The sequence below is a fragment of the Bowmanella yangjiangensis genome (assembly GCF_018531185.1).
Classification (GTDB): domain Bacteria; phylum Pseudomonadota; class Gammaproteobacteria; order Enterobacterales; family Alteromonadaceae; genus Bowmanella; species Bowmanella yangjiangensis.
The window spans coordinates 769,597-786,104 of sequence record NZ_JAHDJU010000002.1 but is presented as its reverse complement, the minus strand read 5'-3'; the positions used below and the strand labels follow the sequence as shown (position 1 = coordinate 786,104).

The window sequence follows — 16,508 nt, the reverse complement described above, 5'->3', positions numbered from 1 at the left end:
GGGCCTGTTACTTACATATCGTAGCTAAGCTGCAGATAGAAGAAACGTCCTACTGGATTGTAGGTGTTCTGATCAAAGTTGATATTGGGGTTAGTAAGCGATATCGGCGGCTGTTTGTCAGCCAGATTATTGATACCGAACTTCACCCGCATTGCATCGTCAATGTCATAACTCACCGAGGCGTTGTGATAGACCACAGTGCCTATATAGCGGGCTTCGTCCTGAAAGGTTTCTGTGCTGTCACCGATATGACGCAGATTGTAATTCACTGCCCAAGGGCCCTGCTGCCATTTGCTTGAGAAGCTGCCGCGCCATTCAGGAAAGGCTTCACGCAGATAGGCATTGCCCACTTTGTCTTCCACTTGCACCGTGCCATCAGACAAGGTCGTCGAGGTTTCAAACTCACGCAGCTTGGAAAGATTCAGACTGAAATCCCATTCGCCTTGCTCGGTTTCCAGGCCATAACGCATCATCAGATCCATACCGGCCGTTTTGGTGCTGTTAAGGTTAACCGGGCCGTCCAGAATATTGTCTATCTCGCCACTGGAGGCGCGGGTGATAACCTCACAGTTACGCGCCTGGCTTGCACATAGGTCCAGTAGATTCTGCGCCCCAAAGGTAGAGATGGTGTTATCAATTTCGATGTCATACCAATCCAGAGTTAGGCTGAAATCGTCCATAAAAGTGGGAATAAACACCACACCAAAGGACAGGTTTTCCGAGGTTTCCGGCTGCAACATACGGTTGCCGCCTGTGGTGAGCTGGACATTACTTTCACCTTGCGAATAACCTGAAGGTACACCGGCGCAACCAGGCAGGGACTTGTTTGCTGAGCAAGGGTCAATTACAGGCGCAAAGCTTTGCCTTTGCCCTTCAAACAACTCAAGAATAGACGGAGCCCTGAAGCCTTCGGCCCAGGTGGCACGCAGCGACAGGCCTTCGACCGGCGAATAAAGTACGCCGGCCTTGCTGTTGGTGGTGCTGCCAAAGGTACTGTAATCAGAGAAACGGGTAGCCAGGCTCATCTCAAGCCGGTGGGCCAGCGGTGCCTCATCCAAAAGTGGAATACTCAGTTCCACGTAGGCTTCTTTCAGATCGTACTCGCCATCGGTGCCGGTGCGGGGTGCTGAACTGGTGGTCTGGTAGGTATTCACTCTGGGGGCAGAGTTGATAATGTCATCCGGGGTGTCCAGACCACGCTCTTTACGGTATTCGATACCGGCAGCCATCGCCAGATCACCGGCTGGCAGTTCAAGCAGACTGCCGGTCAGGTTGAAGGTAAAATCGACCTGACTGGCCTCATTCTCATCCTTGCCGGTAAAATTAACGTAATCCACCATCTCTTGGGTCAGTGGCTTAAACAGGTTGACCGGCACGCAGCCCGCGGCTAGATCCGATACATCCGCGCCGATACCGCTGCTATCACAGGCCCGCAAACCAAGCGCCAGCTTATCCAGATGCATCTGGTTGTTTGAGGTAAAAGTCCCCGCGTTTTTCGCCCAGGATAAAAACCCATCCCAACTCCAGCCATTACCAAAGGGCAACTCGCCATCCAGACCCACACCTAAACGGGTGGTCTCGACCTGCTGCTCGTTAACCCGATAACCATTCTCCTCAATAAAGGCGGTATGACGAAAATCACTGCCGCTGAATTCCACCCCAAAAGGATTTACACGCGGGTCGTTGGCAATTACAAAGCCTCGACTGCCCCCTCGTACCGCAGAAAGTACCGAGGAAAACTGCTGGTCGGACTCGCGACTGTTGTACAGCGCCTCAAAACGCAAATTCACATTATCAAAAGGCACCAGTGCCTGAGCATACAAGGCAAAACGCTGGCTTGGGCCCACGACATAGTTGTTATAGTAACGGTTAAACTGGTCGTCACCGGTTACGCCGCGCCAGCTGTTCAGATTGTCTCCGTCAGCACCTGGGTCACGAGTTATCCCGGCGCTGGGTATGCTGAAGTCCAGCACCGAGGATAAGTTGCTCTCCCGGAACAAGCCTTCGGGAGTCCCCGCTGACAATCCATTTAACGGCACAGCTGTGATATCACGATCCTGGGTATAAATAGGTTTTTGGTCAGAATAACTGGCGGCCACCATCAGATTGCTATCGCCGATATCCCGGCCAAATAACAGATCGAGATTAACGGTTTCCCGGTCACCTTCGCTACTTTGTCCGTAATAGGCTTTAGCGCTGGTACCAACAAAGTCATTGTGGGTGTAAATATTCACTACCCCAGCAATGGCATCAGCGCCGTAAATGGCGGTGGCACCGTCCTGTAGTACTTCCACCCGTTTAACTATGGCTTGCGGAATCGTATTCAAATCCACAAAGTCACGAAAACCGCGGGTACCGGCACCATTCACCCAGCGATGGCCATTGACTAGCACCAAGGATCGGTTCTCGCCCAGATTTCGTAAATTCATACTGCTGCTGCCATGGCTGGTACCCGCCGAGCCATTGCTGTTTAAACTGGCCCCCACGGAAGGCAGTTCCTGCAGTACTTCACCAAGGGACACCGAACCGGTCTGATTGAGGGCATCTAAATCGAGTTCCTGAACCGGGCTTGGCGTATCGCCCTGGCGCTTAATGCGCGATCCCGTGATGGCGATAATCTCGGTTCCGCTATCAGCCTCAGCCCCTGCGGTTTGCTGGGCATAAGCAGAAAGGCTGGTGCCCATACAAGCGGCACTGACAGACAAGACAATTAAGGATTGACGAAAGCGTGGCATAAACTGGTCTCCGGCTGAGTTAGGCATTGCGATGCTCTGTTTTGATTAACAGTTTATTAACTCGCCAAAGTCATGCAATATTATGGCAAATAATCATCAGTCCATTACATTTTGTTATCAACATGTCAGAATTGCATGCACAAAGCCCCTTAAGCCTAAAGAGCCTGGAAGCCTTTCGCGCCATTATTCAAACCGGCTCCGCCACCGCTGCGGCCAGTGCGCTGGGCGTGACCCAGCCAGCCATCAGCCGCCTGCTAGCCGCCTTTGAAGAACATGTGGGTTTTGCCCTGTTTTACCGGGAAAAGAGCCGCTTGTTTCCCACAGACGAAGCCTTAGCGCTGTTTAAGGAAGTAGAACTGACCTTACAGGGCGCAGAGCGCATCAGCTTATTGGCCCGTAATATCTTTAATTCAGATCTGGGTTGGCTGAAAATTGTCGCGCCCAATTCCTTTATCGCCGGACCTCTGGCCGATGTGGTGGCGGATTTTTTGCGTCAGCACCCCAGGGTAAACATTTCTCTGGATACTCATAGTCCGGCCTCGGCCCGGGAAATGGTGGCACATCGCAGCGCCGACTGCGGCTTTATCCAATTACCCGAGAACCATCCCGGTTTGCGGGTTGAGCCTATGCTAAGAAGCCATACCATGTGCGCTTTGTCACCGGCCCACCCACTGGCTACCCGCAGTTATATTGAAGTGCATGATTTACAAGGTGAAAACCTGATCCTGCTGGGCAAGGGCCGTTACTCCAGATTACAGATCGACGATATCTTCCGGCAGGCCAAAGTCCCGATGAAGGTCAAACTGGAAACCCATACCGTGGCCATCGCCTGCACTTTTGCCAAACGTAATCTGGGCGTGGCCATAGTTAACGATATGCTGGCCAGACAATATGCGGACAGCAATCTGCTGCTGATCCCCTTTAAGCCAACGCTGATTTACGAGTATGGTTTTATTACCTCGGCCCATGCGCCCATGAGCCGCCTTAGCCAGGCCTTTTTTGAACATTGCCAGCGCGCATTCAGTGAAATGCAGGCCGGTTATCTGGCCACGCTTTAGCGCCAGAGAAACTGTCGCTTTTTTGAGACAACCCGACAATAGCTGCCAGCCAATGACTCATTGGTCTGTAAGGCTAGTGCGTCGCGCCAATGAGGTCTGACGGCGAACCAGCTATCAGACCACTTTCAAGTTACCTAACAAGCAGTGTGTAATTCTGTCTCAACCAGACGACAGAATTACACAGTCGTTGTTGACCAGCGAGCCTCACCAAGCGCGTCGCACAGCGAATACCCGCCATCACCCTAAAATATTATTCTTCATAAATTACAGATACATAACCAATAGAAAGAGGGATAAATCAGCATAAAAAGGCTGATATTCAGACCTGTTTTAATAGTTGGATCTTTTCTTGCTCTAGCCCCACTAGTATTGATTTTTCCTATGCCGGCTCAACAGCAGGGCCGCGTTTATGACTCGGGGGGTAGTTAAACTTGAGTAAGCCAAAATTTAGTGAATTGCGAAATCGTGCCTTTCTCAGCGTTGGGCTGGTGGTGGCTATTTTGCTTATTCTTACCACCAGCGTGCGAGCCCAGCAGGCCACCACCAATCAAGGCAAAAGCAACGAACAAGTGCTGTTTGACCTGATGAGCAAGCGTGCTCAAAATCTCGCGGCACAAAGCTACAGCCAGGATGAGCCCGACCTACCAGAAAACTGGAAAACCATGAGCTATCCGCAGTACCGGGCTATTCGCTTCAAGCCCGACCAGGCGCTATGGAATGACCAGTCATTATTCGAGGTACAATTCTTCCACCCCGGCTTTCTTTATCAACAGCCGGTAGAAATTGAAGAAGTGAATAAAGACGGCATGAACAAATTGCTGCCGTTTAGTGCCAGCCAGTTTAATTACGATGCCGAAGCCGCGCCGCTGGCCAGTCAGAGCACCAACAGCAAAGGCTATGCGGGTTTCAGAGTACACTACCCACTGAACCGCCCTGATTACAAAGACGAAGTGGCCGTATTCCAAGGCGCGTCTTATTTTCGTCTGGTAGGTCCTAACCAAGTTTACGGCCTGTCAGCCCGCGGTCTGGCCATTGATACCGCCGAAACCAGCGGCGAGCAGTTTCCGCAATTTAAGCGCTTCTGGCTGGTTAAACCTGAGCCTAATGACACTAAGCTGGTGTTCTTTGCCTTGCTGGACAGTCCAGCAGTTACCGGTGCTTACCGCTTTGAATTGTCGCCAGGTAGCGACACTCATATGCAAGTGACTGCGCGTCTGTTTGCCCGTCAGGATGTCAAGAAGCTCGGCATCGCTCCGCTGACCAGCATGTTCTTTTATGGTGAGAACAAAGTTCGCCATGTGGATGACTTTCGTCCCGAAATCCATGACTCCGACGGCGTGCTGATGCAAACCGCCCACGGCGAATGGATTTGGCGGGCATTGAAAAACCCACGTCATCTCCAAGTAACCAGCCTGGCCGACGAAAATCCCAAGGGCTTTGGTTTGCTGCAACGTGACCGTGACTTTGTCAATTACCAGGACAGCGAAGCCAAATACCACCAGCGCCCTAGCATGTGGATAGCGCCGCAGGGCAACTGGGGCAAGGGGCGCCTGGAGATCGTGGAGATCCCCACTAACAACGAAACCAATGACAACATTGTCACCTACTGGGTGCCGGAAACACCGCTGAAAGCCGGTGAACAGCGCGAGTTCAGCTACAGCCTGTCGACCTTCGACAGTCAGCGCCCGGAACACCATCTGGCGCAAGTGGTGAGTACCCGCATAGGCTGGTCAGCCTTGCCCGGCGAACACAATGCACCAACCAAAGCCGAGCGTCAGTTTGTGGTGGACTTTGCCGGCCCGACTCTGGCCAAACTGGACAGCGCGCAGCCTATCAATGCCACCTTGCAACTGTCGGCCGGCAGCCATCGCGACCTGACAGTAAATAAACTGCCAAGCGGCCAGTGGCGCGTGTCTTTCAAACTAAAGCCTGCCGACCAAAAACCGGTGGATATGCGCCTGCAACTGAAATTACGTAACGAAACCCTAAGCGAGGTATGGAACTATGTCTGGAATCCAACTGACCTCAAGTAAGTCTGAGGCCCCCAAGGCCGCTAACTCGTCAGCCCCCTGGCAGATTTTGCTTAACCACAAGGCGCTACGCCAATGGTTGTTCTTCCTGCTGGTCAGCACTAGTGCAGTGGCCGGTATCAGCATGATGACTCATATCCTTAAGGCCAATGGCCTGACCGGATTGGAAACCACCCTGCTGGTGCTGTTTGCCATCGTCTTTAGCTGGATTGTCTGCGCTTTTTGGAGCGCGGTAATAGGCTTCGCCTTGCAATGGCTGCGTATTGACCCGCTCAGTCTCAAACGCAGCCTAGCGCTGCCTGAAGACAGCGGCGCTCCTATGCAGCGCACCGCTGTGGTGATGCCGGTTTACAACGAAGATACCCGCCGGATTATGGCCGGTTTTGAAACCTGCCTGCGCCAACTGGCACAAACCGGGCATCTGGCGCAGTTTGATATGTATATGCTCAGTGACACCCGCAATGTGGATATGGCCCAGGCCGAGCTGGACCATTGGCATGCCATGCAGCAGCGTCTGGGCGAGCTGGGCAAACATGCCTTTTACCGTCGCCGGGAAAAAAATACCGAGCGTAAGGTGGGTAACCTCAAAGAGTTCTGCCAGCGTTTCGGCTATCGCTATGAGCATATGATTGTACTGGACGCCGATAGCGTGATGAGCGGCCAGGCCATGTTGCAGCTGGTGCACAGCATGGAACAAAACCCTAAGGTGGGTCTGATCCAAACCGTGCCTATTCCGGTTCGCCAAACCACCTTGTTTGGTCGTTTTCTGCAGTTCGCTTCCGAACTCTACTGCCCAATGCTGGCCACCGGTTTGTCTTTCTGGCAAACCGACAGTGCCAACTACTGGGGTCACAATGCCATTATCCGCATGGACGCCTTTATGCAGCATTGTGGTTTGCCCCGTTTAAACGGTCCGGCACCCTTTGGCGGCGATATTCTCAGCCACGACTTTGTCGAAGCGGCGTTATTGCGCCGTGCAGGGTGGGATGTATTCCTGTTAACCGAAGTACGCGGCAGCTTTGAGGAAGTTCCCTGTAATATTCTGGATTACGCCACCCGCGACCGTCGTTGGGTACAAGGTAATATTCAACATTTGGGTCTTCTGACTGGCAGCGGTCTGCATCTGACCAACCGTTTACATTTCCTGTTTGGTGCGCTGGCTTATATTTCCTCGTTGCTGTGGATGCTGATGTTAAGTTTAAGCTCGGCAGATGCGCTGATTCGTGCCACCACAGACAATGATTATTTCACTCAGACCTATCAGCTGTTCCCCAACTGGCAAGTGGCAGAAACCGGCCTGATTAACGCCTTGCTGATGTGCACTGTTGTGCTGTTGATGTTCCCTAAAGTACTAGGTGTGTTATTGGCCTTAAAACAGCGACGCGCTGAGTTTGGCGGTGCCCGTGCGCTGCTGTCCGGTGCCTTGGCGGAAGCCTTGTTTGCCCTGCTGATTGCCCCACTGATGATGGTTTACCACGCGTTTTTCGTCCTCAGTGTATTCCTGGGCTATCAGGTCAGTTGGAATGCCCAGGAACGTGAAGGGCGCATGCTAAGCTGGCATGAGGCCTTTAAACGTACGGCATTAGCAAGTGCAATTGCGGTGGTGTGGGCAGTGGTCACTTACCTGTTTGCGCCGCTGATGTTCTGGTGGATGGTGCCGGTATTTACCGGGGTGATTCTGGCTGCGCCTATTGTGCGCTATTCCAGCAGCCTGGAGCTGGGTCGCTGGGCCAGATTGCATGGCCTGTTTATCAGCCCCAGTGAAGCGATGGAACCCTCAGAACTAAAGCAGCTGCGCCTGCGTTTGGCCAATATGCCACAACAGCCAGCGCAAATCGCTTTTACGCCAATACTCCCCACCGAACAATGGCGCGATATGCCGGTGCAAAGCTTCGATACGGCCGATACTCCTGAGGTATTGGTCAGTGTAAACCGCTAGTTCAAACAGACGCCGCTAGTTAGCGGCGTTTTTTTGGGGGGGTCTGTTGACCTCTAATCAATTGGTCTGCCCAGTCGAGTCCCTGGCCGCAAAAACTGGAGTTCACCCAGCGCGGTGAGTAAACTTGCCGCCGCTAACGCAGAAGCCAATAAAAGGTTAACAATGAAAATAACTCAATCCCTGCTGGCCCTGACTCTGGGCCTGGGCAGTGCCTGTGCACTGGCCGATGATCGCATCAGCATCGACGACATTCCAACCCTGCAATCCGTGCTGCAAACCAGCATCAGCCCTGATGGTGAACAGATTGCCTTTACCCGTTCCGTGCCCCGCGAGTTGTACGTGGAAGAAAACGGCAGTAACTACGCCGAGCTGTATCTGGTAGATGGAAAAGGCCAGGAACGCGCTTTTATCACCGGTAAGGTAAATATCGGTAAGTTGCAGTGGTCTGCCGACGGTAAACAGATTTATTTTCTGGCCAAGATGGGCGACGACAAGTTCACCAGCCTGTATCAGATCCCGGTTGATGGCGGTCAGGCCCAACGTGTGCTGAGCTTAAAAGACCGCAACATCAGCAGCTATAAGCTCGCTCCGAATAACAAACAGATTGCACTGCTAGCCAAGCCAGCGGCTGACAAGTCTGAAAAGGAGCTGAAAAAGCTCGGTTTTATGGCGGAAGTTTATGAGCTGGGCCTGACCAATCAACAGTTGTTTGTGTTGTCGTTGGACAAAGCTGGCGACAACCTTAATCCCGACGCCTTGGCCATCCAGGACTATGTGGGCGATGTAAACTGGGCCGCAGATAGTCAGGCTTTGCTGGTTAAAACCCAGCCCAGCGCGCTGATTGACGACCAGTACATGAAGTCGCAATGGCATTTGTTTGATCTGGCCAAACAGACGGTCAGCCTGTCTTTCGCTACCGAAGGTAAACTAGGCGAAGCAGAACTGTCTGCCGACGGCCGTTATATCGCTATCTTAGGTGCCCAGGACAAACATGACCCGGCTACCGGCCGTTTGTACCTGGCCGATGCCAAAAGCGGCAAAGTGCAAGACTGGCTGCCCGACTTTAAAGGCCATATCAGCGATATCGAATGGTCACACAAGGGTCAAACCCTGAACTTTATCGCTGAAGTCGGCACTCAGAACTTTGTTGCCACTATCAAACCCGGTAGCAACAAGTACAAAAAGCTGGTGAAAGAAGGTCAGTTTATTGCCTCCGGCCTGAGTATCTCTGACTCAGACAAGAGCATTGCCGTGCGCGCCAACAGCTATGCCCACCCAAATGAAGTTTTTGTGATCCGTTCTGGCAAGGCCAAACGCCTGTCAGACTCCAATCCCTGGTTGGCGGAAAAGCGTCTGGCGAAGCAGGAGACGATCCGCTTTACCGCCGAAGATGGCGTGGAACTGGACGGTGTGCTGATCTACCCCCTGGACTATCAGAAAGGCACCCGCTACCCACTGATTATGTCGGTACACGGTGGCCCGGAAAGCCATGACAAAGACGGTTGGTTGACCAACTACTCGCGCCCCGGCCAAATGGGTGCAGCCCGCGGCTACGCGGTGTTCTACCCTAACTACCGTGGTTCAACCGGCAAAGGCGTGGACTACTCCAAGCTGGGTCAGAACGACTATGCCGGTGAGGAATTTAACGACCTGGTGCGCTTTAAGCAGCATCTGGTAGACATGGGCCTGGTTGACAGCAAGCGCGTCGGCATCACTGGTGGTTCTTACGGTGGTTATGCTTCTGCCTGGGCTGCCACTAAGCTGACTGAGCATTTTGCCGCCAGCGTGATGTTTGTAGGCGTGACCAACCAGTTGTCCAAATTCGGTACCACAGATATTTCCAATGAGATGTTCCTGGTTCATGCCCGCTCTTACCCCTGGGATAAGTGGCAATATTACCTGGAGCGCAGCCCCATATACTGGGCCGGACAGTCCAAAACGCCGCTGTTGATTATGCATGGAAAGGATGATCCACGTGTTCACCCTGCACAGTCCATGGAACTGTATCGCTATATGAAAGTGCAAGGCAAGGATGTACGCCTGGTGTACTACCCGGGTGAAGGCCATGGTAACCGCAAAGCGGCCGCGCAGTACGACTACAGCCTGCGCCTGATGCGCTGGATGGATAACTATCTAATCGATGGCAAAACCCAGATGCCTGACTACGAGATTGACCATGCTGCCAAGCTTAAGGCAACAAAAGAGGCGGTAAATACGGATTCATCTAAATAACGGCTAAAAATAAATACAACCTTTAGCTTATATTAAATAAATCAAGGGCTTCCATGTGGTAAATTTAAATTCACTGATGCCCTTTTTTGTTTATTAACATACTAAAAATAAAACTTTCATGCTGTGCTCATCAGCACCCTAAGCATATCCTTCTATCCCTATTGGGATATAGACAAAGATTCGCATTTACAATAGACCGCACGATATTTTTACACAGCCCATCTACCAACACTTAGATATTTTCACACAAAATTAAAAAAAGCTTTACATTCAAAAATAAAAATATCATTTTTATTTAAAGCCTTGAATGTAGAGTTACTATGCGAATCAACGAACCAGTGACTCAAAGGGATGTGAATTTAGCCTCAGATATTAACATACTGTCGACCACCAAACCGGATAGCAGTATTAAGTACGTCAATGAAGACTTCGTAAAAATATCCGGTTTCAGCAGAGAAGAACTTTCCGACAACTATCATAATATGGTTCGCCACCCTGATATGCCGAAAGAAGCATTTAAGGAACTTTGGCATCGTTTGCATTCAGGTAAATCATGGATGGGAATTGTGAAGAACCGCTGCAAAAATGGGGATCATTATTGGGTAGACGCTTATGCCTGCCCACTTAAAAATGCCAAAGGCGAAATAGAATTTCAGTCTGTTAGAGTTAAGCCTGACGAATCCGTTCGGCAGAGAGCTGAGAAGGTTTACCGTGAGATTCGCAGCGGAAAGAAAATCAAAACGCCTTTTCTGGCAAAGATAAGCGCGACTCAGGCCGCAGTACTTACAGGGACGCTAGCTTATCTTATTACGCTATTTGCTTTTAGCTATACCAATATATCTGTGAATGAAACGCTTTTTATTTCACTGTTCCCGGTAATACTTTGCAGTTCACTGTTTGCCTGGTACGGACAACGTTGGAATAAGGTTATTAATGTTGCCAGAAAAATCATTGACGACCCTCTCGCCGCCTATATATACACTGGCCATAGAGGTGATATTGGTAGCATTCTGCTAGCTCTGGAATCTTTACAGAAAGAAACGGGTGCCGTTGTTGGCAGACTTCACGATGCAACTAATCAGATGAAAGGTAATATTACAGATTTGAATAGCGAACTTGCTTCTAATAACGGCGATGTGCAATTTCAATTCCAACAAATTGAAAGTGTCGCCTCAGCAATGACGCAAATGTCAGCCAGCTTTTGTCAGGTAAATCAAAACGCCGAACTAATGTCACAGGCAGTAGATTCCACTAATCACCATGCGCAGCTAAGTTTGAAAAAAATGAATGAAACTGTGGTAAATATGCAAAGTTTAAGTGATCAGGTTGACCAAGCAAATCTGGCGGCAGATCAGCTTGAAAAGGACGGGGCGTCGATTAATAACGTGGTAGATGTCATTCGCTCTGTTGCTGAGCAGACCAACTTATTGGCACTAAACGCCGCCATAGAAGCTGCAAGAGCGGGAGAGCAGGGGCGAGGGTTTGCAGTGGTAGCAGATGAAGTCAGAACTTTAGCCAATCGCACTCACAAGTCTACCGAAGAGATTATCGCCAGTATTGAAAAGTTGAGCCAGGGTACCCGAACCACCTTAAAAGCCATGCAACTAGCCATGTCACATGTGCAGGAGAGTGTGGATGCAACTAACAGCGCCAGACAGGAAATCGAGCAGATATCAACGCAGATGTCTCAACTTCTAGACATGAACATTCAGGTATCTGCCGCTACCGCCCAACAAATGCAAGTAGCTGAAGATATAACCCAAAATATCACCGCCATCAGAGAAATCAGCGAAGGCTCACTGAATACATCAAATGCTTGCCTTGAACGCTGTCAGCACCTGTCAGAGCAATCATCCGTATTGGGCGATATTGCCGCTCATTTCTGGAATCAGCGTCGCCAATAGTATTGCTAAGACCTGACAATTCTAGAATTCGCCGTTATTTGCTTTTAATTCAATGGGCTTGGACAAAACCAAGCCTGTTTTTGTTGTCAGAATGCTCGACGGATTTATCCCATGACTTTTTGTTCTAGTGACTTTCGGCCTATTTTTCTTTTTTTTTAAGTGTGCAACCATTAGCCAAGGAGTACAAAAAAGAACCAGGACAACAGGTGAACGATAAAAGCGCGCTTCTAAAACAGTTACAGATTGATCCACAAGACAAGCACTCAGAAAAAGGTCTCAGCCTCTGGCATTTGCTGCTGGCGGTATTAGCCAGTTCAGCCCTGACCTTCTGGCTGACGAGCCTGTTTGGCCAGGCTCATCCCGCGCCGGTACAAAGCGCCACGACAGCCGTTACTCCGGCTCAGGCCGAAGAGCTAAAAGCCCCACCGGCCGCCAAGGCCAAGGTTGAAAGCAACAGCATACTGAACTCATCCGGTTACATTACCGCCCGCCGTATGGCCACGGTTTCCGCTGAGGTGATGGGCCTTATTACCGAAGTAAATGTAGAAGAAGGCATGGCAGTGCAGCAAGGTGATGTACTGGCCAGACTCGACAGCGCTCTTGCCAGCACAGCACTTAAGTTGGCAGAGGCACAGATTCAGGCGTTGATAGCCAGACGTAACGCATTGGCAGCGGACCTGGAAGAAGCCAAGCGCAATCAGGTGCGTATCAATAACAACAGTTATTCGAGCGAAGCCGAACGTACCGGTGCAGCAACCCGGGTGCAGAGCCTGGCGGCCAATCTGCAAAGCGCGGTGGCAGAGATTGAAGTGGCCAAACTGCAAAGTCAAAGCCAGCGGGAACGTTTAGACGACCACACCATACGCGCGCCGTTTTCCGGTGTAGTGACGGTGAAAAATGCCCAGCCTGGCGAAATTGTCGCTCCCACATCAGCCGGCGGTGGTTTCACCCGCACCGGTATTTGCACCATAGTGGATATGGACTCTCTGGAAATAGAAGTGGATGTCAACGAAGCCTTTATTGGCCGGGTTAGCGCCGGTCAGCAGGTTGAAGCCACTTTAGATGCTTACCCAGACTGGCGTATTCCCGCCTCGGTAATTGCCATCATACCAACCGCAGACAGAGCCAAAGCCACAGTGCAGGTGCGTATCCGTATTGAAGAGAAAGACCCCAGAATCCTGCCGGATATGGGCGTTAAAGTCGCTTTTATGAAAAGTTAATGTCGATAGCGACGTCTATCAAACGACCAATAAATACACAGCAAAAACAGGACAACAGCATGAGTGACGACAATCTATTTGAATTAAAAACGGTCGCTAAGCGTTTCAAAAAAGGTAAGGAAACCATCAGTATTTTTGATGACCTGAATATGACCATCAAGCGCGGCGACTTCCTGGCCATCATGGGCCCGTCTGGCTCGGGGAAGACCACCCTGCTCAATCTGCTTGGCGGCGTTGACCAGCCCACAGGCGGCGAAATTGTGTTTGACGGCGCGCGTATTGACGGCCTGAGCGAAGGTGACCTGGCCAAATGGCGGGCCAACAACATCGGCTTTATCTTTCAGTTTTACAACCTGATGCCTATGCTCAACGCCGCCAAAAACGTTGAGCTGCCGCTGCTACTCACCAGCCTAAGCAGCAAGCAACGACAGCAAAGGGTAGACACCGCACTGCAACTGGTTGGCCTGGCAGACAGGGCCAAGCATATGCCAAGCGAGATGTCCGGTGGTCAGCTACAACGGGTAGCCATTGCCCGCGCCGTGGTTTCTGATCCCAAGTTACTGCTGTGTGACGAGCCCACCGGGGATCTGGACCGCCAAACCGCCGATGAAATTCTGGAAATGCTGCAGTTGCTCAACCGTGAGTTTGGCAAGACTATCATCATGGTCACTCACGATCCGGCCGCTGCCCGCTATGCCACCCATACCTTGCACCTGGATAAAGGTCAGTTTGTGGGTAAAGACGAACCGGAGTTGCAGGAGAAATCCGCATGAAGGATCTCTATCTGGTGTACAAAAACCTGACCCGCAAGAAATTGCGACTGTTTCTCACCAGCTTCGCCATCTTTATCGCCTTCCTGATTTTCGGTGCGGTCACGGCTTTGCAGGGCGCACTGAATTCCGGGGTAGAGATGTCGGCGGATAACCGTCTGGTGGTGTTTAATAAAATCAACTTTACCCAGTCCCTGCCCTACGCCTATGTCAATAAAGTCAGTGGCATAGAAGGCGTAAACCAGGTGACATTTGCTAACTGGTTCGGCGGTTATTACCAGGAACCCGCTAATCAGGTGGTGACTATGGCCGTGGATCCTGACAGCTACTTCGAGGTGTATTCAGAGCTAGTGGTAGACCCGGAGCAAAAAGCCAACTGGTTGCAAAACCAAGCAGGGGTAATGGTAGGCGAGCGTCTGGCTAAGGTTAATAACTGGCAGATAGGTGATCGTATCCCGGTTTCCTCGAATATCTTCTCCAACAAGAACGGCGGTCAAACCTGGGATTTAGTGGTAGAAGGCATTTTTACCGCCAGCGACCCACAAGTCGATACTGGCTATATGGTCTTTCACTACAAGTACTTTATGGAGACTCAAAGCTGGGGCGGGGATTACGTGGGCTGGATAGTCCTGACCACCGATGACCCGGCGCTTAATGAGCAAGTGGCAAAAGCCATAGATGAAAGCTTTGCTAACTCCCAGGCAGAGACAGATACCAGCACAGAAAAAGCCTTTAACAAGGCCTTTATTGAGCAAATTGGCAATATTGGCCTGATTATCTTTGGCGTGGTGTTTATGGCCTTCTTTACCATTCTGGTGCTAGTCGGCAATACCATGGTACTGGCCATTCGTGAGCGCACCGGCGAGATTGCCGTGCTAAAAACCCTGGGATTTTCTTCACCTCGAATCTTTCGCATGATCCTCACCGAGTCGTGCCTGCTGGCCTTTCTCGGCGGTTTGTTAGGTCTTGGCGCGGCTTATCTGGTGGTTGGTGGGCTATCACAAATGATGGCGCGTTTTCTACCTAATTTGGTTCTGGGTTCGGATATTGTGTTGCAGGCCTTAGGCTACATGCTGCTGCTCGGCCTGATTACCGGTATTGCGCCGGCATACCAGGCGCTACGCCTAAACATCATCACTGCATTTGCCAGGGGGTAATATGAGTTTACTTGCACAATCCAGTGCCGTGATCGGCATGAATATTAAAAGCCTGCCCCGCCGTTTATGGATGTCACTGGCCATGGTTTTGGCCAGTGCCGTAGTGGTTGCCGTACTGCTCGCCTTTCTGGCCATGGCTAAGGGTTTTGAGGCGACCTTGCAAAGCGCTGGTCAGGAAGATGTGGCCTTCTTTATCCGTACTGGCTCTGCCGCGGAACTGAATAGCTCAGTGATGAAGGAACAGGTGGATCTACTACGTGAAGCACCAGGCATTGCCAGCGACGAAAACGGTAAACTGGTATCACCCGAGCTGTACGTGATAGTCGACGGTACCAAGAGAAGCAGCGGCACCGATGCCAATATTCCCCTGCGAGGTATAGAGCAACAAGGGCTGGCACTGCGCAATAACTTCAAGATAGTGCAGGGGCGATTGTTTACTCCTGGTACCGATGAACTGATTGTCGGTGAAGGGATACTGCGTCAGTTTGAGGGCTTTGAGCTCGGTAAAGAAGTGCGTTTTGGCAAAAACCGTTGGACTGTGGTTGGGGTATTCAGCACCGGCGGAAACGTTTTTGAAAGTGAACTGTGGGCTGACGCCAAGGTTATCCAAACCCTGTATAACCGTGGTAGCAGCTATCAATCGGTGCGGGCGAAACTGACAGCGGATGCCAGATTGGAAGACATCCAAGCCTATATCAAAAATGAGCCACGCCTGAATCAGGAAGTACAAACCGAAGCCAACTACTTTGCCGTGCAAGGCGAGGGCCTAAGCTATATGGCGATTTTCGGGCGGGTTATCAGTGCGGTTATGGCGTTAGGCGCTTTAGCTGGCGCGCTGAATACCATGTATACCTCGGTATCCGACCGGGCCAAGGAAATTGCCACCTTGCGGGCCATCGGCTTTTCTAACCTGTCGGCCTTTATCGGCACCATGGCAGAAGCCCTAGTACTGGCACTGTTTGGCGGAGTGCTGGGGGCGCTGGCGGCATTCTTGCTGTTTGACGGTTTAAGTGCCTCCACCCTGGGAGGCAGCTTTACCCAAGTGGTGTTCAGCTTTGAGATGACAGGTCAGTTGGTTATGCAGGGCATTTGGCTGGCACTATTTATCGGCTTTATCAGCGGTTTTTTCCCAGCCTGGCGAGCCACCAGCGTACCTGTAGCCGTCGCATTTCAGTCCAGGGGATAAACCGGACAAGGGGGCTTCGCCCCCTTTCAATAATCTTCGGTAAGCTTCATAAACAGCTTTATCAATTGTAAACATTTAACCCCACAAATTTAAACCCAACCCATTGTTTTATAAACAAATACAAGAAAAAATAGAACACCCCGCATTCGCCCACCCAAGGACGTAACAAATTATTTCCATAATATTTTCAATAATTAAGATTTAGCTATTGATTTTACGCATATAAAAGCTTTAAAAAGCACATCTGTTACAAAACGAAAGTCTATGTAACAGAACA

10 protein-coding genes are annotated in these 16,508 nt (G+C 51.0%); 9 read left to right on the top strand and 1 reads right to left on the bottom strand.

Annotated features, from left to right (window positions below):
• Positions 1 to 11 precede the first annotated feature (11 nt).
• On the bottom strand, positions 12 to 2,762 hold the full coding sequence (locus KJY73_RS13010; RefSeq protein ID WP_232848596.1) for a TonB-dependent receptor: 2,751 nt from the start codon (positions 2,760 to 2,762) through the stop codon (positions 12 to 14).
• A gap of 95 nt (positions 2,763 to 2,857) precedes the next feature.
• Here KJY73_RS13010 and KJY73_RS13005 point away from each other — a divergent pair, with 95 nt between their 5' ends.
• The 9 genes from KJY73_RS13005 (at position 2,858) to KJY73_RS12965 (ending at position 16,231) form a co-directional block, all read left to right on the top strand.
• On the top strand, positions 2,858 to 3,793 hold the full coding sequence (locus KJY73_RS13005; protein WP_214344153.1) for a LysR family transcriptional regulator: 936 nt from the start codon (positions 2,858 to 2,860) through the stop codon (positions 3,791 to 3,793).
• 431 nt (positions 3,794 to 4,224) lie between these two features.
• Positions 4,225 to 5,826, top strand: coding sequence for a glucan biosynthesis protein (locus KJY73_RS13000; RefSeq protein WP_232848595.1), 1,602 nt, complete (start codon positions 4,225 to 4,227; stop codon positions 5,824 to 5,826).
• Positions 5,798 to 7,762 (top strand): glucans biosynthesis glucosyltransferase MdoH, encoded by a 1,965-nt coding sequence (gene mdoH / locus KJY73_RS12995; protein WP_214344152.1) that lies wholly within the window; start codon positions 5,798 to 5,800, stop codon positions 7,760 to 7,762. Before KJY73_RS13000 ends, mdoH begins: the two co-directional genes overlap by 29 nt.
• Positions 7,763 to 7,924: 162 nt before the next feature.
• A complete protein-coding gene (locus KJY73_RS12990) occupies positions 7,925 to 9,994 on the top strand; it encodes a S9 family peptidase (protein WP_232848594.1) in 2,070 nt (689 codons plus the stop codon).
• Between the two features lie 320 nt (positions 9,995 to 10,314).
• Positions 10,315 to 11,898, top strand: coding sequence for a methyl-accepting chemotaxis protein (locus KJY73_RS12985; protein WP_214344151.1), 1,584 nt, complete (start codon positions 10,315 to 10,317; stop codon positions 11,896 to 11,898).
• A 206-nt stretch (positions 11,899 to 12,104) separates the two neighbouring features.
• Complete coding sequence (locus KJY73_RS12980; RefSeq protein WP_214344150.1) at positions 12,105 to 13,118, top strand: efflux RND transporter periplasmic adaptor subunit; 1,014 nt, start codon at positions 12,105 to 12,107, stop codon at positions 13,116 to 13,118.
• Positions 13,119 to 13,177: 59 nt separating this feature from the next.
• Complete coding sequence (locus KJY73_RS12975; RefSeq protein WP_214344149.1) at positions 13,178 to 13,891, top strand: ABC transporter ATP-binding protein; 714 nt, start codon at positions 13,178 to 13,180, stop codon at positions 13,889 to 13,891.
• A complete protein-coding gene (locus KJY73_RS12970) occupies positions 13,888 to 15,045 on the top strand; it encodes an ABC transporter permease (RefSeq protein ID WP_214344148.1) in 1,158 nt (385 codons plus the stop codon). The genes KJY73_RS12975 and KJY73_RS12970 overlap by 4 nt, the downstream gene beginning before the upstream one ends.
• 1 nt (position 15,046) lies before the next feature.
• Positions 15,047 to 16,231 (top strand): ABC transporter permease, encoded by a 1,185-nt coding sequence (locus KJY73_RS12965; protein WP_214344147.1) that lies wholly within the window; start codon positions 15,047 to 15,049, stop codon positions 16,229 to 16,231.
• Positions 16,232 to 16,508: the final 277 nt, after the last annotated feature.